Origin of the sequence: Nocardia asiatica NBRC 100129, assembly GCF_000308415.1 — a bacterium.
GTDB classification, from domain to species: Bacteria; Actinomycetota; Actinomycetes; order Mycobacteriales; family Mycobacteriaceae; genus Nocardia; species Nocardia asiatica.
Map to the genome: position 1 here is coordinate 1 of NZ_BAFS01000124.1, position 21,473 is coordinate 21,473.

A 21,473-nucleotide genomic window follows, 5' to 3' on the forward strand; every position below is an offset into this window, starting at 1 on the left:
GCGATGACCGCGCGGCCGATCCGCAAGGTGCTCGTCGCCAACCGCGGCGAGATCGCCGTGCGGGTCATCCGCACCTGCGCCGAACTCGGGATCGCCACCGTCGCGGTGTACTCCGCGGCCGACGCCGATTCGGCGGCGGTACGGCTGGCCGACCAAGCGTTCCGGATCGGTCCCGGTCCCGCCAAGCGCAGCTACTCCTACATTCCGGCGGTCATCGAGGCCGCCAGGGCCACCGGCGCCGACGCGATCCATCCTGGATACGGATTCCTCTCCGAGAACCCCGATTTCGCCGAAGTGTGCGAGGCGGAGGGCTTCGTGTTCGTCGGCACGCCCGCGGCGATCATGGCCGATCTCGGCGACAAGTCGACGGCGCGGTCGCTGATGGCCGCGGCCGGCTTGCCGCTGCTGCCGGGCAGCCGCGATCCGCTCGAGACGGTGGACGAGGCGCACGCCCTCGCCGACGACATCGGTTATCCGGTGATCATCAAAGCGGTGGCGGGCGGCGGCGGCCGTGGGATGCGGGTCGTGCGGGACTCCGCCGACTTCTCCGCCGCCTGGCAGGAGACCCGCGCCAATGCCACCGCGGTGTTCGGGGACGGCCGCCTGTACGTCGAGCGCTACCTCGACTCGGCGCGGCACATCGAAGTACAGATCCTGGCCGATCGGCACGGCACGGTGCGGCATCTCGGCGCCAGGGACTGCTCGTTGCAGCGGCGGCACCAGAAGCTCGTCGAGGAGTCGCCCGCTCCGGGACTGTCCGAGGAACTCGTGGCCCGGATCGGCGCGGCCGCCGTGCGGGGCGCCGAGGCCGTCGGCTACGTCGGAGCCGGAACCTTCGAATTCCTCCTGGACCAGCAGGGGCGCTTCTACTTCATGGAGGTCAACTGCCGTTTGCAGGTCGAGCATCCGGTCACCGAGATGGTCACCGGCATCGACCTCGTCGCCGAGCAGTTGCGCATCGCCTCGGGCCTGCCGCTGGCGCTGCCCGTCGATGCCGCAACCCCGCGCGGAGTGTCCATCGAATGCCGGATCAACGCCGAGGATCCGCAACGCGCATTCGCACCTGCGCCAGGCACACTCACCGAGTGCGCCCTCCCGGGTGGGCCGTTCGTCCGTATCGACACCCACGTCTCACCGGGCTATGCCATTCCGCCGCATTACGATTCGCTGCTCGCCAAGATCATCGTCTGGGCGCCCGACCGGCGCACGGCCATCGCTCGCATGCGCAGGGCGCTGGCCGAGACCAGAATCCGTGGCAGAGGCATCGCCACCACGACCGAATTCCTGCACGACATCCTCGACCACCCCCGCTTCCGCGCCGCGGACCACGACACCGCCCTCATCGGGACCCTCACCACGGTGTCGCGCGTCGCCTCATGAAGCCGCCGCCATCGGACGCGGTGACGGCCCGCGTCCGATGGCGGCGCACCCCGTCGGCTATGTGTTCGCCGACGGCCGACAAGCCGATCGCCGACGAACGCACCGACCCACGATCTGCTGTGCCGTTCCAGGCGTGCCTTCCAAGGGCTCAGCTCATGGCCACCGCCGAACGCGTCGGTGTGCAGCCGCGAGAGCACCTCGTCGTCGACAGCGAAACGGATGCGGAGATCCGCGATCATGCGGCGTCCTCTCAGCGCGGTCGTCACGACGTGATGTCACGTGATCGTGGCACCATGTCGATGCTGGGGCCAGCGGATTTCGCTCGAATTCGGTTCCGAGCATGGCGTAGAGCACGTCGCGGCGGCGCCGGGCCAGGCAGATGAGGGCGGCGTTGTGTTTCTTGCCCTCGCCGCGCTTCCGGTCGTTGTAGGTGCGGCTTGCCGGGTCGTGCAGGGCGGCGAGAACCGTATCTTCGAGGTCCTCTGATCGCGCGATGCGGTCGCCGGTTCGAGCCCTAGGGTTTGGGAAGGCGTAAACCATGAGGGCATTCGCACGAGCGAGTGCGTCGGTAGCACGGACCGCGAGGCGAGCGGGGCGCGTAGAGCGCCCTACTTCAACCCCGACCGCACGAACGCGTTGACGATATGACGTTGCAGCAGCAGGTACATCAGTAGCACTGGAAGGCAGGCGAGGCTGGCCAACGCCATCATCGGCCCCCACTGGTCGCCCTCGGTGCCCATGAAGCTGCGCAGGCCCAGTTGGAGCACGCTGTTGGACTGGCGCAGCACCACCGCGGGCCAGAAGTATTCGTTCCACGCGTTGATGAACAGCAGGATGCCCAACGCCGCCAGGGCGGGACGCAGGTTCGGCACGACCACGGTCCACAGGATCGACCAGGAGGATCGGCCATCGATCTTCGCCGCCGCGACGAGTTCCTTGGGGAAGCCGGCCATGTGCTGGCGTAGCAGCAGCACCGCCAGCGCCGAGCACAGCGTCGGAAGCACCACGCCGATCAGCGAATTGATCAGGCCGAGCTCGGTGAGCAGGACGTAGTTGGGCAGCATCGTCACTTGGAACGGCACCAGCCAGGTGCCGACGAATGCCAGGTACAGCAGTCTCTGGAACGGGAAGGTGTACATCGCGAACGCGTAGGAGGCCAGCAGCGCGATCAGCAGCTGCCCCGCCGCCGAGAGCGCCGCGACGAAGAAAGTGTTGCCGATGAGGCCGACCACGTCGACTTTGTCGGCCACGTCGCCGTAGTTGGCCAGGGAGATCGGCCAGGGGATCGGCGACAGCGAGGTGACGTCCTCGGGCCGCCGCAGCGACGTGGCGAACAGCCAGTAGATCGGGAACGCGCACAGCACGGCGGTCGCGGCCAGCAGCAGGTGGCTGCCCGCGGTGCGTAATCGGTCAATCATCATGAAAGGCAACCTTTTCCGAGACCCAAACCAAGATCCCCGCGATCACTCCGAACCCGGCGAACAGCAGCACACCGGCGGCGGCGCTGAGCCCCGCGTCGAAACTGTGGAAGGCGTAATCCCACAACAGGTAATAGATGTTGGTGGTCGCCTGCGACGGACCGCCTTGGGTCATCGAGTCGATGAGCGGGAAAGTCAGGGTCGGACTGAGCAGAACCGTGGTCAGCACCAGGAACAGCAACGTGGGGGACAGCAGGGGCAAGGTGATCCACCGGCGGATCTGCCGGGCGCTCGCGCCGTCCACCCGGGCGGCCTCGTCGTAGTCGCCGCTGATGCCGGCCAGCCCCGCCCAGATCACGAGCACGGCGAACCCGAGCAACTGCCATCCGGTGATCAGGATGATCACTCCGTGCGCGGTGCCCACGTCGTAGACCCAGTTGCGGTCCGAGCGCAGGACCTGATCGACGAAGCCGCTGCCCGGATGCAGCAACCAGCGCCACACCGCCGCCGCCGCGACGGGCGCGACGAGGAACGGCACGAAGACGAACGCGTGGTACACCGTCCGCGCCCGGCCGTGCACCCGTCGGCTGGCCAGCGCGACGAGCAGCGGGAGCACGACCGTGAACGGCAGCATGCCCGCGATCAGCACTCCGGTGCGGCCGACCGAGTCCCAGAAGGCCGGAAGCTCCAGCAGCCGTTCGTAATTTCCGGTGCCGACCGGTTTCATCGGCGCGGTCGGCAAGAGGTTCCACGAATAGGTGGACAGTTCGACCGCCTGGACCAGCGGCCGGTAGATCCACACGACGAGCAACACCAGCGCGGGCGCCAGATACAGGTAGGGCGCGGCGAACCGCCCCGCCCGGCGCAACCGGGCGGGGCGATGCGACGGCGCGACCGTTTCGGCCGGCTCCGCGGTCACCAAGGGTGATTCCACGACGAACATCGAGTTATCCGGCCTCCGCGGCCAGCGCGGCGAGCTGGTCGAGCACGTCCTGCTCGGGCCGGTCGTAGAGGGTCTCGGCGGGCGTCGCCTCGATCGCGGTGGCGACCAGCGTCGAGCCGAGCAGATCGATCCGGCTGTAGCCGAATCCGATCAATCCCCGGTGCCGTCCGGACGGCGCGATCGTGTCGATCCGGTAGGCCAGCGCGGGCCCGATCCAGACCGGGATGCCCGCCAGAGCCGCCGCGCCCGTGAGGTGATTGTGCCCGCAGACGATCAGCCCCACGTCCGAGCCCGCCAGCACCTCGGCCAGCAACTCGGGCCGTTCCAGCCGCAAGTATTCGGTGGCCGCGACCGGCGAGGGAATAGGCGGATGGTGCAGCACCAGCAGACTGCCGCGCGGCGCCGGTTCGCGCAGCTGCTCGGCCAGCCAGTCCAGCTGCCGCTGCTCGAGCCGGCCGTCGTGCCGTCGCGGAGTCGTGCTGTCCAGCGCGATCACCCGCAGACCCGCCACGTCGGCCACCTGGTCGTGCGTGGTGTCCGGGTCGATCTCGGCGGGATCGGCTCCGAGCAGTTCGGTGGCGAAGGCGGTGCGCTCGTCGTGGTTGCCCATGACGTACATGGTCTGCGCGCCGAGTTCCGCGGCCACCGGTTCGACCGCGCCGCGCAGCCGTTGGTAGGCCTCGGGCGACCCGGTGTCGGTCAGATCTCCCGTGAGCACCAGCGCGTCGACGCGCTGCCGGGAGGCCCGCAGCTGCTGCAACGCGTGGGTGAGATTGGCGTAGGTGTCCACCATGCCGTGCACCCATTCCCCGGCGGGCCGGATGTGGGTGTCGGTGAGCTGGACGATCGTCACCTCGCTCATGACGTCGGCAGCAGTTCGGCGCCCTGATCGCGGGCGGCGGTGAGGGTGGACTGCGGGTCCTTGCCCTGGAAGACGACGGCCTCGACCGCGTCCATCATGCCGTCGCGGATCTGCAGATAGTTGTTGCCGGGCATGGAGATCCACGGTTCCATGTTCGCCAGCTGGGCGACGTTGGGCGCCAGCAGCGGGTTCTGCTTCGACCAGGCCTGCAATCCGTCCGGATCGTCCATCAGGCCGGTGCGCAGCGGCAGGTAGCCGATGCCCTGGGAGATCTTGCTGTAGGCGGACTCACTGGTCAGGAACTTGATCAGTTCCCAGGCGGCGCGCTGCTTGGCCGGGTCGTTGGACAGGATGTGCAGCGAAGCGCCGGAATTGGTCGGCACGGTCGGCTTGCCCGCGAAGCTAGGCATCGGCGCCGAGCGCAGATCCCACTTGTCCTTGGCTCCGGTGACGAAGGTGCCCTGGATCGCGCTGGTCTCCAGGATCATGCCGATCTCACCGCGCGCGAACGCTTCGTAGCCCTGCTTCTGGTTGAGCTTGGGCATGCCGCCGGAGCTGACCAACTGCTGGCTCATCGCCGCGACCTCGACCGCGGGAGCGTCGGCGAAGGTGAGCTTCGTGCGATCCTCGGAGATCACCCGGCCGCCGTTGGAGCGCACCATCGACTGGAAGCACCAGTCCTTGGCGGTCTTGGTCAGGCAGTCGATGTAGACCCCGCCCTTGCCGGTCTTCCCGGTGATCGCCGTCGCGGCCTCGGCGACCTGCTGCCAGGTGGCCGGAGGCTTCGCCGGATCCAGGCCCGCCGCGGCGAACAGCGAGGCGTTGTAATAGAGCACGGGCGTGGAGAACACGAACGGCACACCGTAGGTGTGGCCGTCCCAGTCGGCCAGCGTGCGGGCCTTCGGCGCGAACGGATGCTTCGCCCCGTCGAAATTGCGCTGCACGTCCTGCTTGCCGACCAGGGTGTCCAGCGGCTTGGCGCCGAGCTGGTGGATGGTGAAGTCCAGGTCGCTGAAGCCGAGCTGGGCGACGTCCGGCGGGTTGCCCGCCACCATCTGGTTCTGGATGCTGGAGACGGTGTCGGTGGCCGGGTTCGGGCTGTTGCCCTGCGGTTTCTGCGCGGTCACCGTGATGTTCGGGAACTTCGTGCGGAAATCGGCGATCAAGGAGTTGAAGGTATCGGTCCAGGCGCCGGCGAGTCCGTAGTTGTAGGACTCGAACACGATCGACACCTGCTGATCGGGCTTCAGCTCCGGGATCTGCGCGCTGCCGGCGTTCGAGTCGGTGGTGGTGCTCCCGAGTCCGCCGCAAGCGCTGAGCGCGACGGTGGTTGCGAACACCAGGCCCAGAATGGGCGCGGTGCGTTTCACGGTGTTCTCCTCATCGAGTTGGGGGTGTTCCGGGTTCAGGCGACAGCGACGGGTTCGCCCGCGCTGTCGATTCGAGCGTCCTGCCGCGTCTGCTGCCAGGTCAGGCGCAGGCCGGAGGCGGCGTGGAAGAGATGGATGTGCGCCGGGTCGGCCCGCAGCGCGATGCTGTCGTCGACCGTGACGCCCGCGGGCCGGGGCGCTCTGGCGCAGAGAACCCGATCGCCGGTGGTGAAATGGATCAGTTCCTCGCTGCCGAGGTTCTCCACCATCGTCACCCGGCCGCGGATGTCGGCGCCGGTCGGGTCCAGGCGCAGCTGTTCCGGGCGGATCCCGGCGACCACTTCCAGGTCGTCGCCGAAATCACCGGCGCCGATGGACAATCCGGTGTCGATGCCGTCGGCCACCACGCGCAGTGAACCGTCACGCTCGGTGACGACGGCCGGGAACAGGTTCATCGGCGGTGCGCCCAGGAAACCGGCGACGAAGGTCGACCGGGGACGGTCGTAGAGCTCGGTGGGCGTGCCCACCTGCTCCACCCGGCCCTCGTTGAGCAGCGCGATCCGATCGGCCATGGTCATGGCCTCGACCTGGTCGTGGGTCACGTACAGGAAGGTCGCGCCGAGACGCTGATGCAGTCCGATCAGTTCGGCGCGGGTGGCGCTGCGCAGCTTGGCGTCCAGGTTGGACAGTGGCTCGTCCATCAGGAACGCGCCGGGATCGCGCACCATGGCGCGCGCCAGCGCGACGCGCTGACGCTGGCCGCCCGACAGCGCGGACGGCCTGCGGCGCAGCAATTCGCTCAGACCGAGTACCGCGGCCACCTCCGACACCCGCTCGGTGATCTTCGCCCGCGGCGTGCGCCGGGCGCGCAGCGGGAACCCGATGTTCTTGGCGACGGTCAGGTGCGGGTACAGCGCGTAGCTCTGGAACACCATCGCCAGATCGCGCTGCTGCGGCGCCTGGTGCGTGATGTCCCTGTCGTCCAGCAGGATTCGGCCGTCGGAGGGGTCCTCCAGTCCGGCGATCATGCGCAGGAGCGTGGATTTGCCACAGCCGCTCGGGCCGAGCAGCACCATGAATTCGCCGTCGGCGATGTCGAGGCTCACCTCGCGCACCGCGTGGGCGGCGCCGAATCGCTTCGACACCGCTTCGATTCGCAGTCGTGCCACCGTCGCCCCTCAGCCCGGCAGCTCGCCGGCCACGATCCAGGTCGCCACCCTGGCCGCGATCGCGGGCGAATCCTTCACCCAGAGGAAGTGGTCGCGGTGGCGCACCGGCGAGTTCTCGTCGATGTGCCAGTGCGTCACCCGCGCCTTCGGCATCCGGGAGACCAGGAAGTCGACGTTCGACTTCGGGCCGAGCGCGTCGTCGGACAGCGAGATCACCAGCACCGGCGCGGTCAGCTCGCGCAGCAGGGTGTTGTACCGGCGCTTGCTGCCCTTCGGGCGGTAGTAGCTGGTCAGCGAATGCATCGACCAGTCGCGCATGACGCCGCCCGGCATCGGGGCCGGGATGAGCACGCCGCCGGGCCAGTGCCCCTTCCAGCGGGAGACCAGGCCGATCCACTGGATCTGGCTCAGCGCCTCCCACCAGCGGCGAACACCGAAGGCCCACCAGAACACGGTGCCGGTGCCGATGACGGTCACGCCCGCGACCCGGTCGGGTTCGGCCGCGGCGAACAGCAGCGCGAGCTGTCCGCCCAAGCTGTGCCCGAACAGCTGGATCGGCGCCTCGGGGAAACGCGCCCGCACCGCCGCGACGAGCGCGGGCAGGTCGGTCTCGATCATTTCCCGATAACCGAAGTCGCGGTGCAGCCCCAGCTCCGGCTTGGCCTCACCGTGCGCGCGCAAGTCGGTCATTGCCACCGAAATGCCCTGTGCGTGAAGCTCTTTCGCGAGGGCAAAGTAGTTCTTCGCCTTCATGGCCATCGCGGGCAGGATCAGCACGACGGGCGCGCCCGGCTTCTTCGAGGCCAGGAAGCGGACGATGAAGGTGACGCCGTCGGCGGTGTCGACCGCGGCCGACTCCAAGGCGGTGAACTCCGAACGGTTCTCGGGCGCCGTGGTGGTCATCGGTCGCCCTCCCCGATGGTCACGTCACACACGTAGTCGAAGGTGAACTTCGCGACGACGACATCGCCGTCATCGAGCAAACTGGCCTTTCCGGTCAGTTCGAAACGCCGCGAGGCCGTGGCGGCGAGCACGTCGGCGAGTTCGCGCTGGTCGACGGTCGCGACGGCGCGGATGCGGCCGATGGCCGGTTTGCGGTAGGACGCGCTGCCGCCGCGCAGCACCAGCCGCTCGACGGTGCGCAGGCGGGTGGCCGCGGCGCCGACGAACGCGGCCGCTCCGCCGATGTCGGCGGCGGTGAACAGCGCTCCGGCGTGCACGGTGCCCATGTGGTTGCGGACCTCGCCGACGGCGGGTATCTCGACGACGGCGCGGTCGGGCCCGATCTCGGCGATGAGCGTGCCGACGTGGCGCCCGAACGGCACCATCTCCTGGGACACCGCCCGCAGGTACTCGTAATCGACAGCGGCGCAGTCGAGTTCGGGATAGGCGGCCGCGAAGCCGGCGATCTCACGCGTGGTCATGGTTTGCTCCTTCAGCGTTTCGTGCGCAGGGCGCGACGGGCGATCGACCAGCGCAGGACTTCCGACGGTCCCTCGTAGATCCGGAAGGCCCTGGCCTCGACGAGGAACCGGGCGACCAGGTGGTCCTCGCAGACGCCGAGCCCGCCGTGCAGCTGGACCGCCCGGTCGAGGACCCGCCAGACCGCCTCGGAGACGAACGTCTTGGCGATCGAGGCTTCGTGCCGCGCCTGCGAGGAGGTCGGCCCCTGCGCGTCGATGGTCTCGGCGGCGGTGCGGATCACGCCGCGCGCGGCGGCGATGTCGATCTCGTTGTCGGCGACGAGCCCCTGGGCCATGCCGTGCTCGGCGATCGGGACGCCGAACGACGTGCGCGTACCGATGTGCTCGATGGTCATCCGGTGCGCCCGCACCGCGAGTCCGAGCCAGTTCATGCAGAACACCAGGCGCGAGGGCGCGAGCCGGACCTGCGCGAGCGCCAGACCCTGGCCGACCTGGCCCAGCACGGCGGATTCGGGCACCTCGCAGTCGGTGAAGGTGACCTCGCAGTGGCCGCCGGGCGCGCTGGTGTGGTCGAGGGTCGGCATGCGGCGGCCCACTCGCATCCCGGGGTTGTCCTGGTCGACCAGGAACATCGTCGGGCCGTCGCCGGTGCGCGCCACGCAGATGGTGAACGCCGCGCCCTGCGCGCCCGTGGTGAAATGCTTGGTCCCGTTGACGACCCAGCCGGAGTCGGTCTCCTCGGCGACGGTCTGCAACATGCCGGGGTCGGATCCGGCGCCGGGGGCCGGTTCGGTCATCGCGATCGCGGAACGGACGTCGCCCGCGGCCAGCGGCGCGAGGTAGCGCTGCTTCTGCTCCTCGTTCGCCACGTGCGCGAGCAGGTGGATGTTGCCGTCGTCGGGCGCCCACGCGTTGACGGCGATCGGGCCGAGCAGGCTGGCGCCCGCGGCTTCGAGCACCTGCGCTTGGGCGCGGGTGTCCAGGCCGAGCCCGCCGTACCGCGGGTCCGACAGCGGGCCGAAGACGCCGGCCTCCTTGGCCTTCTTCTGCAGCTCGAGCCGCAGAGCGTCGTCCATCACCCGCCCGTCCACGACGACCTCGCGTTCCACCGGAACGACCTGGTCCCGAATGAACTGGGTGGTCTTGTCCACCAATTGCGCCACAGTGGTCATGGCGTCAGTCTCGGGGCGGCGCCGGCCGGGGGAGGGCGCGATAGTCAACGTCGATTGTGCGAATCGACTGCCCATTCGTCCGCTGCGGGGGCGGCTCATCTCGGCGACGGTGATCGCGGAGACGTTGCCGGGCTAGGGGACGAAATGACTGACATAGCGGTGCGAGTCTGGCGCCGCCGCGACGAGGCCGAGGGCGTGTTCTCGCTCGAGCTGGCCTCGGTCGACGGTGGCGAACTGCCGTCGTGGACGCCGGGAGCCCACATCGATGTCGCGGTCGGCGCGGCGGGCGTGCGGCAGTACTCGCTGTGCGGCGACCCGGCCGACCGGGCGCGCTGGCGGGTAGCGGTGCTGCACGAACCGGACGGGCGCGGTGGCTCGGCCTATCTGCACCGAGCCGCGCAGCCCGGCTCCGTGCTGCGAGTATCCGCGCCGCGCAACAACTTCGAACTCGTACGCAGTGACAGGTACGTCTTCCTCGCCGGAGGAATCGGGATCACGCCGATCCTGCCCATGGTTACCGCCGCGGAAGCCGCCGGTGCGCGCTGGTCGCTGTACTACGGCGGACGCACCAAGGGACACATGGCGTTCGCCGACACCATCGCGGAGCGCTATCCGCGGGCGAAGCTGCTGCCGCAGGACGAGCACGGGCTGCTGCCGCTTGCCGAGATCTTCACCGGCCTCGGCGACACCGCCGTGTACTGCTGCGGGCCGGAGCCGCTGCTGGCCGCCGCGGAGGACGAAGGCGCACGGCGCGCGGTGCCGGTGCACGTGGAGCGCTTCGTGCCGCGCAAGCTGCGGTTCGCGCCGAACGAGCCGTTCGAGGTGCGCTTGGCGGCCAGTGGCAAGACCTTCCGGATCGGTCCGAACCAGTCCATCGCCGACGTCTTGGAATCCGCTGGGATCGGCATCGTCACCTCGTGCCGCGAAGGCACCTGCGGCAGTTGCGAAACCGCGGTGCTGAGCGGCGACATCGAGCACCGGGACGAACTGCTCACCGACGAGGAGCGGGCGCGCGGCGACACGATGATGCTGTGCGTCTCCCGGGCCAGGTCCGGCCCGCTCGTCCTCGACCTCTGACCTGCCCGCCGCGACCGCGGCAGGCATGCGGCGCGCTCGGCGCGGCCGCTTCCCCTGAAAAACCGAGAGGAAAGAACCAAGGATGAGGAAAATCGTTGCGGTGGCCGCGGGGCTGGTCGCCGCAGTCGGGATCGCGTCCGGCTCGGCCGGCGCGCAGCCCGACAGCGACGACGCCGTCGACTTCACCGCCTACGCCACCGACACCCAGTCCATTGTCACCACCGATGCCGGTTCGATGGTGGTCGAAGAGGGCGTCTTCAAGGTCAAGGCCGCCAACGGCACCGTGCTCACCGGTATGCCGCTGAAGTTCCGCGTCGATGAGTTCGAGTTCCCGATCGTGGCCGATATCGCCGGTCGCACCGCCACGCTGACCCCCCGGTTCGACATGGCGCACGCGGCCTACAAACCGGTCGCCCTGCCGTTCGAGGACAAGGCGCCGTGGAAGAACGAGTACGACCGTGAACAGGCCGCTTGGTCGCGCATGACCAGCACCATCACCATGGGCGCCACCATCGGCACCCTGGTCGGCGGCATCGGCGGCGGCGCCGTCGGTTGCGTGCTCGGCGGCATCGCGGGCGCGACCGTCGCCTCGGCCGCGATCGTCGGCCTGTTCGGCGCGTTCATCCCGGCGGCGGCCATCGGCTGCCTCGGCGGCATCATCGCGATCGGCGCCCTCGGCACCATCGCGGGCCAGATCCTGGTCACCGCCCCGGTCGCCATCGGCGCCGCCATCCAGTACTTCACCACTATCAACCAGCCTCCTCCGGTTCAGGCGAAGTAGATAGCGGAGAAGAACCCGACGTCTCGTTCGTTGGGGGACACCCGACCCCGTCCGGCCATAGCGCCGGGCGGGGTCTTCCCGTCCGGAGCGTCTCGAGCGATGGCGTCGCCGGTGATCCTGCTCGACGGCGAGCGTGGTGCGGTTCGCATTGTCGCGATGCCTCCCGGATGCCACCGGCGGCGAACTGCGCTTGACATTGTCGCGGCGACAACGTTTTCACTGGTGTCATGCGGATCAGAGAACTGGCCGATGTCGTCGGCGTCACCACACGAGCCGTGCGGCACTATCATCGCATCGGGCTGCTGCCCGAACCCCCGCGTCAGGCGAACGGTTCCGTCGGTACTCGCTGCGCGACGCGGTCGAACTGGCCCGCATCCGCCGTCTCACCGAACTGGGATTGAGCCTGGACGAGGTCCGCGATGTCTTGGCCGAGGACGCGGGCAAGGACTTGGCCGAGGTGCTCGTCGAGCTCGACGCGGATATGGCCCGCCAGGAACAGTCCATCCGGCAGCGGCGCGCCCGCCTGGCGCGATTGCTGCGGCAGGCGGAGAAAGGCGGCAGGCTGCCGGTCGAGGCGCCGGTCTCACCGGCGTTGGCCGCGCTGTTCGATGACATGGCGCATGCCGCCGCCGAGCATCCCGGGCCGGAGCCCGCGATGGCGGTCAAGGACCGCGAGCTGTTGGCGCTGCTGGAATCCAGCGCCCCGGACGGTGACCGTGGTTGGCTCGACGCGCTGACCCACGCGCTGAAATCCGATCCGCAGGCCATCGCGCGGGCGTACGAGATCTATACCCAGCTCGACGAGCTGTCGGGCGCGCCTGAGGACGATCCCCGGGTGGAGACGGCCGCCCGTGCCATTGTCGACAGCATGCCGCAGGGGCTGCTCGAGGCGATGCGGTTCCCTGGCGGTGAGGACCTGAAGTCGATAGGCGAAAGCGGTTTCGCGAAAGCGTTCTTCGCCGATTTCGCGCCCGCGCAGGCCGGTGCGATCCGCCGCGCCATCCAGTTGCTGCAAGAGCCGACCCGATGAGGCGGCTACGGGCACTGCGCACGGCAGTGCGGTGGTCCTGCGCGGCAGTGGTGCCCGGTGAACTGGCGCTGGTGTTCTGCCTGGTATCGGGGGTACGCGTCGCCCCGCTCGCGCGCACGGTCGTGGAGCTGGCGGTGTTCGCCGTGACGCCGGCCGCGGCCGTCCTGCTGGCTCTCGACTATCACCGTCACCGGCGCGGCGCCCGCACCCGGCGCCAGGCCGTCTCCGCGGCCGTGGCGGATCTCGTCCCCGTGGTGGTGCGCAAGCTCATCGTGCACGAGTTGCGTCTGTTCACCAGCTTGCTGCGCTGGCTGGCTCGACGCGGGCCGCACGGTGTGCGCGAGGGAGACACGGCGGTGCCGTACGCCTCCGGACAGTCGGCCGTCGTGTACGGCTTCCTGGTCGTCTGTGTCGTGGAGACAGTGGCTCTCGCGTACCTCATCCCTTGGCCCGTGGTGCACGCGATCGTCCTCGTCCTCGACGTCTGGGGAGTGTTCTTCCTCGTCGCCTTGCAGGCCGCCTGCGTCGTACGCCCGCACGTCATCGGCGCCGACGGCTCGCTGCGACTGCGCTACGGCGCGCTGCTGGACATTCACATCCCCGCCCGGCGCATCGCGTCCGCCCGCGTCCAACGCCGATACCCCGACAGCGCGCTGGCGGCCGTGGACGACAACGCCGGAGCGGACCTCGCCGTGGCCGGCCAGACGACGATCACCGTGGAACTCACCGAACCGATCACCTTCACCCGCCCGTTGGGCAAGCAGGCAGCGGCCCGCACCTTCCGCTACTTCGCCGAAGACCCGGCCTCCGCCGTCGCGGAACTCCGTGCCCGCGCGTCCCTCGACCGAACGTGAGCCCAGCCGCGATCCGGGTGACTCGGATCGTCCGCAGACAGCGGTCGAGAGCTGCGAAATCCTCGTCCCCGAGCCCTCGGAACGACTCGACGTGCCGCGGCTGAATTCTTCGCCGCTGTCGGCGGGGTCGCTGTCGTCCAGCGCCAGATCGTGCTATCGAGAACGGATGACGCCGACGCGCTCTTTCTATGATGTCGTGATCGTCGGCGGTGGCCACAATGGTTTGGTGGCCGCCGCGTATCTGGCGCGGGCCGGGCGGTCGGTGCTGGTGGCGGAGAGGCAGCCGCATACCGGCGGCGCGGCGGTGTCGGCGCGGGTCTTCCCGGGCGTCGACGCGCGGTTGTCGCGCTACTCGTATCTGGTGAGTCTGCTGCCGCGCTCGATCGTGCAGGACCTGGGCTTGCGGTTCGAGACCCGGCGGCGGGCGGTCTCGTCCTACACGCCGGTGGGCGACGGCGGTCTGCTCGTCTCGTCCCTGCCGACGCCGACGGCGGCGAGCTTCGCGCGACTGACCGGCTCGGATCGGGAATTCCGTGCTTGGCAGCGGTTCTACGCGAGCACGAACCAGTTGGCGCGGCGTATTTTCCCCACATTGACCATGCCGCTGCCGTCCGAAGAGGCGCTGCGGCACATCGTGGACGACGCGGCCACCTGGGAGGCGCTGTTCGAGCGGCCGCTGGGCGAGACGATCGAGTCGACCTTCGACGACGACACCGTGCGCGGCGTGGTGCTCACCGACGCGTTGATCGGCACTTTCACCCACGCCCACGACCCGTCGCTGCGGCAGAACCGCTGCTTTCTCTACCACGTCATCGGCGGCGGCACCGGCGACTGGGACGTGCCGATCGGCGGCATGGGCGCGCTCACCGACGCACTGGCCGAGGCCGCGCGCTCGGCGGGAGCGGAGATCGTCACCGGCTGCGAAGTGACGGGCATAGACACCGATGGCGACGCCGCGGAAGTCCGTCACCCGGACGGAACGGTCGGCGCCCGGCACGTCCTCGCGAACGTCGCCCCCTACACCCTGGCGGGGCTGCTCGGCGCGGCCCTGCCGCCGAAACCCGAAGGCGCACAGCTGAAGATGAACATGCTGCTGCGCCGTCTGCCGCGATTGCGCGACGCCGATGTCGATCCGCACGCGGCATTCGCCGGTACGTTCCACATCGGCGAGTCCTACGCCCAACTCGACAGGGCCTACGGCGAGGCCGCGATCGGTCGCATCCCGTCCGCGCCCCCTGCCGAAATCTATTGCCATACCTTGACCGATCCGACGATCCTGGCACCGGAACTGGCCGCGCGGGGGACGCACACTCTCACGCTGTTCGGGCTGCATGCTCGTGCGAAACTTTTCGCCGCCGACCCGGAGGCGGCGAAAGACGAGTTCGTGCGAGCCACATTGGCGCAACTGGATTCGGTGCTGGCCGAACCGATCGCGGACTGCCTGGCCACAGACGAGAACGGCGCGCCTTGCCTGGAGGCCAAGACACCGCTGGAACTCGAACGCGAGATCGGTCTACCCGGTGGACACATCTTCCACCGCGATCTCGCGTTCCCTTATCTCCCCGAGGACGCCGACCCGGCCGACCCCGCCGTCCGGTGGGGCGTGGCGACCGGCCACCGCAACGTGTACCTGTGCGGCGCGGGGGCGATCAGGGGCGGCGGGGTCAGCGGCATCCCCGGGCACAATGCCGCGATGGCCGTGCTCGACGCCGGTCAGGCAGGCTGAGCGCGCAGAGCGATCTTGGCGGCCCGGCCCGGCGTCTCGGTGGCGACCGCGGCGTCGGCGGCCGCTTCCAGCGGAAAGGCGGCCTCGATGTCCAGTCGCAGCACGCCGCGGGCCGCGAGGTCGATCAACTCGCTGACGAGCTGTCCGCGGTGCTCGGCGTCGATCTCCTCGATCCGCTTGGCGCCCCAGAAACCTTTCACCACGGTCTGCCCGAAGATGAGACGCCCCGGATCCAGCGACAGCGGCTGACCCGAGAGCGCGCCGAAGGAGATCAGCTGACCGCCCGGCGCGAGCAACGCCAGCTCGTCGGCCGCGGCGCGTCCGCCGACCTGATCGACGGCCCGGACGATCGGCGCACCCGATGTCGCTGCTTCGACCTGGTCGCGCCAGCCCTCGTCGGAGGTGTCGAGTACCGGTTCGTAGCCCAGTTCACGCAGCGCCGTGACCGAGGCCGGGCCGCGCACGAGGTTCAGCACACGCAGGCCGCGCTGCCGGGCGAAGACGTTGACGAGCCTGCCGACCGCGCCGTTGGCCGCGTTGATCGCCAGCCATTCACCGGAGCGCAGGTCGAGGTCTTCGATCAGCATCAGCGCGCTCAGCGGCATGGCCAGCAGCTGGGCCGCGGTCTCGTCGGAGACCGTGTCGGGCAGCGGGATGACCTGGCGAGCCGGGACCACGAAATACTCGGCCCAGACGTTCTGCGCGCCGGACACCGTCACCCGCCGTCCTACCGACATGTCGGTGACCCCGGGACCCACCGCGTCGACTCGCGCGACCGCCTCGCTGCCCGGGATGGCGGGCAGCGAGGGCCGGTAGCCGTACACGCCGCGCACGATCGCCAGATCGTGATTGTGGATCGGCGACAGGATGAGCTCGAGCCGCACCTGGCCCGGGCCGGGCTCCGGCACCGGCCGTTCGGCGGTGGCCAGCACATCCTTCGGTTCGCCGAATCGTTCGATGACTACCGCACGCATAATCGCTCCTTGTCGATCAGTCGTCTGCGACGAGAACCTGAACGTCGATGTTGCCGCGGGTCGCGTTGGAATACGGGCACACCTGGTGCGCTTTGTCGGCGAGCGCCTGCGCGTCCGCCCTGGACAGATGGGGGAGCGAGACCTCCAGGGTAACCGCCAGACCGAAGCCGCCGGCGCTGTTCGCGCCGATGCCGACCTTCGCGCCGACGGCGGAGTCGTCGATGTTCGCCTCGGCCTGCTTGCCGACCAGGCGCAGCGCCGAATGGAAGCACGCCGCGTAGCCCGCCGCGAACAGCTGCTCGGGGTTGGTGCCCGCGCCGTCGCCGCCCATCTCCTTGGGCGCAGACAGGTCGACGTCGATCTTGCCGTCGGTGCTGCGCGCGTGGCCGTTGCGTCCGTCGCCGCTGGCCAGCGCCTCGGCGGTGTAGAGGATCCGCATGTCTATTCTCCTTCGTTCAGCTGGGACTTCAGCGCATCGGTGAGTCGGTGCAGGATGTCGCGCAACGCGACGACGTCGTCCATGGACAGGCCACTGGCCTCGGCCATCTGGGCCGGGATGTCGCCCGCCTCGGCGCGCAGTGCGCGCCCGCGTTCGGTGAGCCGGATGTCGACGCGCCGTTCGTCGGCCGCCGATCGCCGCCGCTCGATCAAGCCGGCCGCCGCCAGCCGCTTGAGCAGCGGGGAAAGGGTGCCGGAATCCAGATCGAGCGCATGGCAGACATCGCCGACGCTGCGTTCGTCGCGTTCCCACAGCGCCAGCATCACCAGGTACTGCGGGTAGGTGAGCCCGAGCCGTTCCAGCTTCGGGCGGTAGACCGCGGTCATCGCCCGGGACGCCGCGTAGAGCGGGAAGCACAGCTGCGCGTCGAGGGTGAGGTGATCGGTCATGGTCATCAATGTAGTGAGCAATTAAGTTGTGCACAATCAAATAGTGGGTCGTGCTCGTCACACTCGCGGGCCGCGAGGAAGATCGGCCTCGGCTCAGCGCGCCGGGAAACGCAGTACGCGGTCGTCGCCGCTGTCGGGGTCACCCCGGCCGTCGGTGTTGGAGGTGGTGAGCCACAACGCTCCGTCCGGCGCGACCTCGACGGTGCGCAACCGGCCGTACCGGTCGCGCAACTCGGCGCGGGGCGCACCCGCACGGCCGTTCTCGAGCGGCACCGTCCAGAGCCGCTTCCCGCGCAGCGCGGCGACGTAGAGGGTGTCACCCGCGATGGCGATGCCCGACGGTGAGGCTTCCGCGGTGGTCCAGGTCAGCAGCGGATCGGCGAAACCGCGGTCGGCGCCGCCCGCGCCCTCGACCTCGGGCCAGCCGTAATCGCGGCCGGGCTCGATCAGGTTGATCTCGTCGAATCGGTTCTGCCCGAACTCCGCCGCGAACAAGCGCCCGGCCCGGTCCCATGCCAGACCCTGCACGTTTCGGTGACCGAGACTGTAGACGGGTGAACCGGGGAACGGATTGCCCGGCGCGGGGCGGCCTTCGGGAGTCAACCGGAGGATCTTCCCGTTGAGATCGGCCGGATCCCGCGATCGCTCGGCCTCCCCGGCATCACCGGTCCCGGCGTACAACATGCCGTCCGGCCCGAACGCGATCCGCCCGCCGTTGTGATTACCGGCCTTCGCGATGCCGGCCACCAGCACCTCCGGTGGCCCGTCGAGCCGGAACCGGACGATCCGGTTGTCCGTCATCGCGGTGAAATAGGCGTACACGTAACGGCTTTCGGCGTAGTCCGGCGCGACGGCGAGCCCGAGCAGTCCGCCTTCGCCCCTGGCGGCGACGCCGGGCAGTTGGTACACCTGCTCGGGCGCACGGCCCGCGACGACGCGCGATATCCGTCCGGAGTCCCGCTCGGCGACCAGCGCCGCGCCGTCGGGCAGGAACGCCAGCCCCCACGGAACGTCGATGTCCCTCGCTACTTCTTCGGCGGCGTCGAGGCCGGGCCGACCGGCGGGATCACTCGGCGCGAGGGTGCCCGCCACGGTAGGGGGAGCGCTCCTGGGCGCCGCCGAGTTCTCGTCCGCGCACGCCGACATCGCCGCCGCGAGCAGGAACGAGGCCAGCGCCGCGCGCGATCGCCCGCCTCCGATCACAGTCACCTTCCGGACGGCCCATCGTGATCGCCGCTCGCCCCGGAGGGGCGTTCGCGCAGCGCGGAAGGAGCCGGATTCGGGAGGCATCAGCCGAGGTACGTTCCGTACCAGTCCAATACGCGACGCCAAGCTTCGGTGGCCGCCGTGGCGCTGTACCGCTGACCGGTGTCGTTGAAGAAGGCGTGGTCCGCGTCGGGGGCGGTGAAGATCTGGTGCGGGTTGCCCGAGCGGGCCAGCGCCGCCTCGGCGGCGGGCCGGGAGGCGTTCACGCGGGCGTCGTTCGCCGCGTAAACCCCGAGCACCGCGGCTTTCGACGCGGCCAGGTCGCCGTTGTCCGGGAACGGTCCGTAGAAGGGTGTCGCGGCGGCCAGCGGCGACGGGCCGGAGGCCAGCAGCGACCAGGTCAGGCCGCCGCCGAGACAGAAACCGGTGGCGCCGAGCTTCTTTCCCTCCACCCGGCGGCGCAGTTCGTCGAGCCCCGCGCGCAAGCCGGCCACGAGCTGTTCTTGCGGAATACGGCTCAGCTGCGCGGTCGCCGCCGCCGGATCGGTGAACGCGGCGGTGCCGCCGTGCGCGGAGAGCAGGTCGACCGCGAGCGCGGAGTATCCGGCGCCCGCGAATCGTCCTGCCACCGAACGGATGTGGTCGTTGAGTCCTTTGTTCTCGTGGACGACCAGCACCCCACCCCGTGGCTGCGGCGCCGCCGCCCAGGCAGCCTGCAGCGACGTCCCGTCCGGTCCGGCGAAGGTGACGGCGGTGGTCGGGAGCGCGGCGGCGGAACCCGGCGGAGTCGAGGGAGCGGCCGGAGATGGCGCCGAATCGGCGCTCTCGGTGCCGGTACAGGCGGCCAGCAGGGCGGCCGCCGCGGTGGCGCCGAGCCCGAGCAGACCCAGCCTGCGCAGTGCCTCTCGCCGGGGGAGGATGCCGTCGGCGTGATCGGTGGCGATCTCCTCCGCGATATAGCGCTGCAGCGGCGTCATGAGCCCAACGATAAGCCGGATCTTCGCTGCGCGCGCGGCGTTCACCGGCTGTTCGCGCGCGACAAACCGACCCGACCGGGCCTCCCGTCGGATTCGCCGAATGGTTGCTACGTTGGCGCTCGATCGGACGACCGATGGCCGGTCCGGATACCGGTCGAGGGAGCGAGAGGGATCGGGGCGTGTGGTGGGACCAACGATGATCAGGGCTTTCCGGCTGGCGGCCGCGGTTGCGGCACTGGCGACCGTGGGGTTCGGGTCGGCGCCCGTCGCGGCGGAGCCGTCCCCCGACGCGCACAGCGTGCGATGGACCGCGTTGCACGACGGTCCGCAGCCGTATGCCGACGTGCACATCGACTGGGATGTCCCGATCCGGATGAGCGACGGCGTGGTGCTGAAGGCCAACGTCTACCGGCCGGTGAAGCGAGGCGGCGAGGTGGAGCAGCAGCCGCTGCCCACCATCGTGAACCTCACGCCTTACACCAAACTCATGACCAATCTCATCGACTCGGCGCTGGCGGCGCCCGGGTTGCAGCCGCTGACGGTGCGGCTGGTCAACCGCGTGAATCTCTCCCGCACGCCGGTCAGTGGCTTCGGCGATCTGCTGCACGCGATCGACGGTGGCACCGTGCAGACGGTGCTCGGTCTCGACCGCAACCTGATCCGTGCCGGATACACCCAGGTCATCGCGGACGTGCGCGGGACAGGTTTCTCCCAGGGGGCGTGGGACACGCTCGGCGAGCGCGAACAACTCGACACCCGCGAGGTCATCGAATGGGCGGCCGCGCAGCCGTGGTCGAACGGCCGTGTCGGGATGAGCGGCGGCTCCTACTCGGGCATCAACCAGCTGCGCGCCGCCGAGAACGCCCCTGCCCCCCTGCGGGCGATCTTCCCCGTCGAGCCGGGCAGCGATCTCATGCGGGATGTCGTCGCGCCGGGCGGCGGCGTGGGGACGACGTTCCTTCCGATGTGGCTCAACACGGTCAACCAGTTGAAACTGATTCCCGATGTGCGGTCGATGCTGAACGGCACCTTCGACTGGGCGTGGCTGCACGAGCGGATGTCGGATCCGGCCAGCAACGTCGACCTGCTGGCCCAGGCGCTGCTCACCCCCTCGCTCGATCACGTGCCGCCCGCGCTGGCCGACGCGCTGGACGAGGACAGCTACTTCCGCCGCGGCATCCAGGGGCATCCCGAGCGCGTCACGGTGCCCACCTTCGTCTACGGCGGCTGGCACGACATCTTCGCCAACAGCGCGACCAAGCTGTACAACGCCATTCCGCTGCCCGCGGGGCACAAGCAGCTGGTGGTCGGCGACACCTATCACGCGAATCCCGGTGCGGGCACCGGCATCCCCGGCGCGCCGCCGCGGCTGGACGTGCTGCAACGAGTGTGGTTCGACAAGTGGTTGAAAGACGTGGACCACGGCTTGGGCGACTTCGGGCCGATCACCGTGTGGGAACAGGGCGGCGGCTGGATCACGCTCGGGCAGTTCCCGCAGAAAGACCTCAACCATCGTCGCGTGTACCTGTCGGCCGCGCCGAGCGGCACCGCCGGAAGGGCGGTGTACGACGGATCGCTGACGATGACCGTGCCGAACGAGCGGCGCACCCTGACGGTGTCACCCGGCCTCGCCGTGGCGTGTTCCCGCGACACCGCGCAGGGGTCGGCCGGCATGGCCGCGGTGGTGGACGTGTGCGCGAAAGACTCCCGCATCGCCGAGCGCAACGCCCTGACCTTCACCAGTGCGCCGATGACCGAGCCGACGGTCATCTCGGGCCCGATCAACGTTCACCTGAACACCGTGCACGAGGCCACGGACGGGTACTGGAACGTCACGGTCAACGACGTGGGGCCCGACGGAACCTCGAAGGTGCTGACCACCGGGCAGCTGACCGCCTCGCTGCGCGCCGTCGACGAGCAGAAGAGCAGCCGCACCCCGACCGGCGACCTGACCGAACCGTTCAATCCGATCACGCTGGACAGCGTGCAGCCGGTCGTCCCCGGCGCGCCGGTCGCGTTGGACATCGCGGTCATCCCCACGCAGGCGGTGCTGCGGCCGGGCCATCGGCTGCGGATCGACGTCTTCGCAGGAAACTCGCCGAAGGCGCTGGCCTTCCGGCCCATGCTCAACAACACCGCCTTGCGGCCGCAGCACCTCGAACTGGATCCGTCGGCGCCGAGCTACGCCATCGTGCCGACGAACCGTCCGCTGGGCTGACCCC

20 protein-coding genes and 2 pseudogenes are annotated in these 21,473 nt (G+C 69.6%); 9 read left to right on the plus strand and 13 right to left on the minus strand.

The genetic code is table 11. The features are described from left to right. A partial coding sequence (locus tag ON27_RS11450; RefSeq protein WP_306306947.1) for an acetyl-CoA carboxylase biotin carboxylase subunit occupies positions 1-1,380 on the plus strand: 1,380 nt, incomplete at its 5' end. 608 nt (positions 1,381-1,988) lie between these two features. Here ON27_RS11450 and ON27_RS11455 read toward each other — a convergent pair. Genes ON27_RS11455 through ON27_RS11490 form a run of 8 tightly spaced genes read right to left on the minus strand, consistent with a single transcriptional unit; the run spans position 1,989 to position 9,738 of the window. Next, positions 1,989-2,801 (minus strand): carbohydrate ABC transporter permease, encoded by an 813-nt coding sequence (locus tag ON27_RS11455; protein WP_043724179.1) that lies wholly within the window; start codon positions 2,799-2,801, stop codon positions 1,989-1,991. Continuing rightward, positions 2,791-3,741: a carbohydrate ABC transporter permease gene (locus ON27_RS11460; protein ID WP_083887512.1), complete on the minus strand. Its 951-nt coding sequence runs from the start codon at positions 3,739-3,741 to the stop codon at positions 2,791-2,793. Before ON27_RS11460 ends, ON27_RS11455 begins: the two co-directional genes overlap by 11 nt. A gap of 4 nt (positions 3,742-3,745) precedes the next feature. Next, positions 3,746-4,603 (minus strand): metallophosphoesterase, encoded by an 858-nt coding sequence (locus ON27_RS11465; RefSeq protein WP_043724182.1) that lies wholly within the window; start codon positions 4,601-4,603, stop codon positions 3,746-3,748. Continuing rightward, positions 4,600-5,973, minus strand: coding sequence for an ABC transporter substrate-binding protein (locus ON27_RS11470; protein ID WP_043724187.1), 1,374 nt, complete (start codon positions 5,971-5,973; stop codon positions 4,600-4,602). The genes ON27_RS11465 and ON27_RS11470 overlap by 4 nt, the downstream gene beginning before the upstream one ends. A gap of 35 nt (positions 5,974-6,008) precedes the next feature. Then, entirely contained in the window at positions 6,009-7,142 is a 1,134-nt protein-coding gene (locus ON27_RS11475) for an ABC transporter ATP-binding protein (protein ID WP_043724190.1), read from the minus strand. 9 nt (positions 7,143-7,151) lie between these two features. Further along, complete coding sequence (locus ON27_RS11480) at positions 7,152-8,045, minus strand: alpha/beta hydrolase family protein (protein WP_043724193.1); 894 nt, start codon at positions 8,043-8,045, stop codon at positions 7,152-7,154. Next, on the minus strand, positions 8,042-8,566 hold the full coding sequence (locus tag ON27_RS11485) for a YiiD C-terminal domain-containing protein (RefSeq protein WP_043724200.1): 525 nt from the start codon (positions 8,564-8,566) through the stop codon (positions 8,042-8,044). The genes ON27_RS11480 and ON27_RS11485 overlap by 4 nt, the downstream gene beginning before the upstream one ends. An 11-nt stretch (positions 8,567-8,577) precedes the next feature. Continuing rightward, the gene (locus tag ON27_RS11490) at positions 8,578-9,738 is read right to left on the minus strand and encodes an acyl-CoA dehydrogenase family protein (RefSeq protein WP_043724203.1); all 1,161 of its coding nucleotides are present in this window, start codon (positions 9,736-9,738) and stop codon (positions 8,578-8,580) included. A gap of 144 nt (positions 9,739-9,882) precedes the next feature. On the opposite strand from ON27_RS11490, the gene ON27_RS11495 reads away from it, so the two are divergent. The 7 genes and pseudogenes from ON27_RS11495 to ON27_RS11515 all read left to right on the plus strand — a co-directional run bounded on the left by ON27_RS11495 (position 9,883) and on the right by ON27_RS11515 (position 15,206). Next, positions 9,883-10,815, plus strand: coding sequence for a PDR/VanB family oxidoreductase (locus tag ON27_RS11495; RefSeq protein ID WP_043724207.1), 933 nt, complete (start codon positions 9,883-9,885; stop codon positions 10,813-10,815). Between the two features lie 82 nt (positions 10,816-10,897). Continuing rightward, positions 10,898-11,596, plus strand: a complete 699-nt coding sequence (locus tag ON27_RS11500; protein ID WP_043724211.1) for a DUF8020 domain-containing protein — start codon at positions 10,898-10,900, stop codon at positions 11,594-11,596. A 227-nt stretch (positions 11,597-11,823) separates the two neighbouring features. Next, positions 11,824-11,916 (plus strand): annotated as a pseudogene (locus ON27_RS45810) (MerR family DNA-binding transcriptional regulator); the annotation flags it as partial. An 11-nt stretch (positions 11,917-11,927) separates the two neighbouring features. Beyond that, a pseudogene (locus ON27_RS45815) lies at positions 11,928-12,017 on the plus strand (MerR family transcriptional regulator); the annotation flags it as partial. A gap of 27 nt (positions 12,018-12,044) precedes the next feature. Continuing rightward, the gene (locus tag ON27_RS11505) at positions 12,045-12,626 is read left to right on the plus strand and encodes a hypothetical protein (protein WP_245559915.1); all 582 of its coding nucleotides are present in this window, start codon (positions 12,045-12,047) and stop codon (positions 12,624-12,626) included. Next, positions 12,623-13,480 carry a hypothetical protein gene (locus tag ON27_RS11510; protein ID WP_043724215.1) on the plus strand — a complete coding sequence of 286 codons (858 nt, stop codon included), beginning with the start codon at positions 12,623-12,625 and terminating at the stop codon, positions 13,478-13,480. Before ON27_RS11505 ends, ON27_RS11510 begins: the two co-directional genes overlap by 4 nt. A 166-nt stretch (positions 13,481-13,646) precedes the next feature. Beyond that, on the plus strand, positions 13,647-15,206 hold the full coding sequence (locus ON27_RS11515; protein WP_043724337.1) for a phytoene desaturase family protein: 1,560 nt from the start codon (positions 13,647-13,649) through the stop codon (positions 15,204-15,206). Here ON27_RS11515 and ON27_RS11520 read toward each other — a convergent pair. The 5 genes from ON27_RS11520 to ON27_RS11540 form a co-directional block, all read right to left on the minus strand. Then, entirely contained in the window at positions 15,194-16,180 is a 987-nt protein-coding gene (locus ON27_RS11520) for a zinc-binding dehydrogenase (RefSeq protein WP_043724218.1), read from the minus strand. The genes ON27_RS11515 and ON27_RS11520 overlap by 13 nt on opposite strands. Before the next feature lie 16 nt (positions 16,181-16,196). After that, entirely contained in the window at positions 16,197-16,619 is a 423-nt protein-coding gene (locus ON27_RS11525; RefSeq protein ID WP_043724221.1) for an organic hydroperoxide resistance protein, read from the minus strand. A 2-nt stretch (positions 16,620-16,621) separates the two neighbouring features. Next, on the minus strand, positions 16,622-17,068 hold the full coding sequence (locus tag ON27_RS11530) for a MarR family winged helix-turn-helix transcriptional regulator (protein WP_043724342.1): 447 nt from the start codon (positions 17,066-17,068) through the stop codon (positions 16,622-16,624). A 93-nt stretch (positions 17,069-17,161) separates the two neighbouring features. Beyond that, the gene (locus ON27_RS11535; RefSeq protein ID WP_086007465.1) at positions 17,162-18,214 is read right to left on the minus strand and encodes a PQQ-dependent sugar dehydrogenase; all 1,053 of its coding nucleotides are present in this window, start codon (positions 18,212-18,214) and stop codon (positions 17,162-17,164) included. Positions 18,215-18,357: 143 nt separating this feature from the next. Then, the gene (locus ON27_RS11540) at positions 18,358-19,251 is read right to left on the minus strand and encodes a dienelactone hydrolase family protein (RefSeq protein WP_043724222.1); all 894 of its coding nucleotides are present in this window, start codon (positions 19,249-19,251) and stop codon (positions 18,358-18,360) included. Positions 19,252-19,447: 196 nt separating this feature from the next. Between ON27_RS11540 and ON27_RS11545 the strand changes: the two genes are divergently transcribed. Beyond that, complete coding sequence (locus ON27_RS11545) at positions 19,448-21,469, plus strand: CocE/NonD family hydrolase (protein ID WP_043724223.1); 2,022 nt, start codon at positions 19,448-19,450, stop codon at positions 21,467-21,469. Positions 21,470-21,473 lie beyond the last annotated feature (4 nt).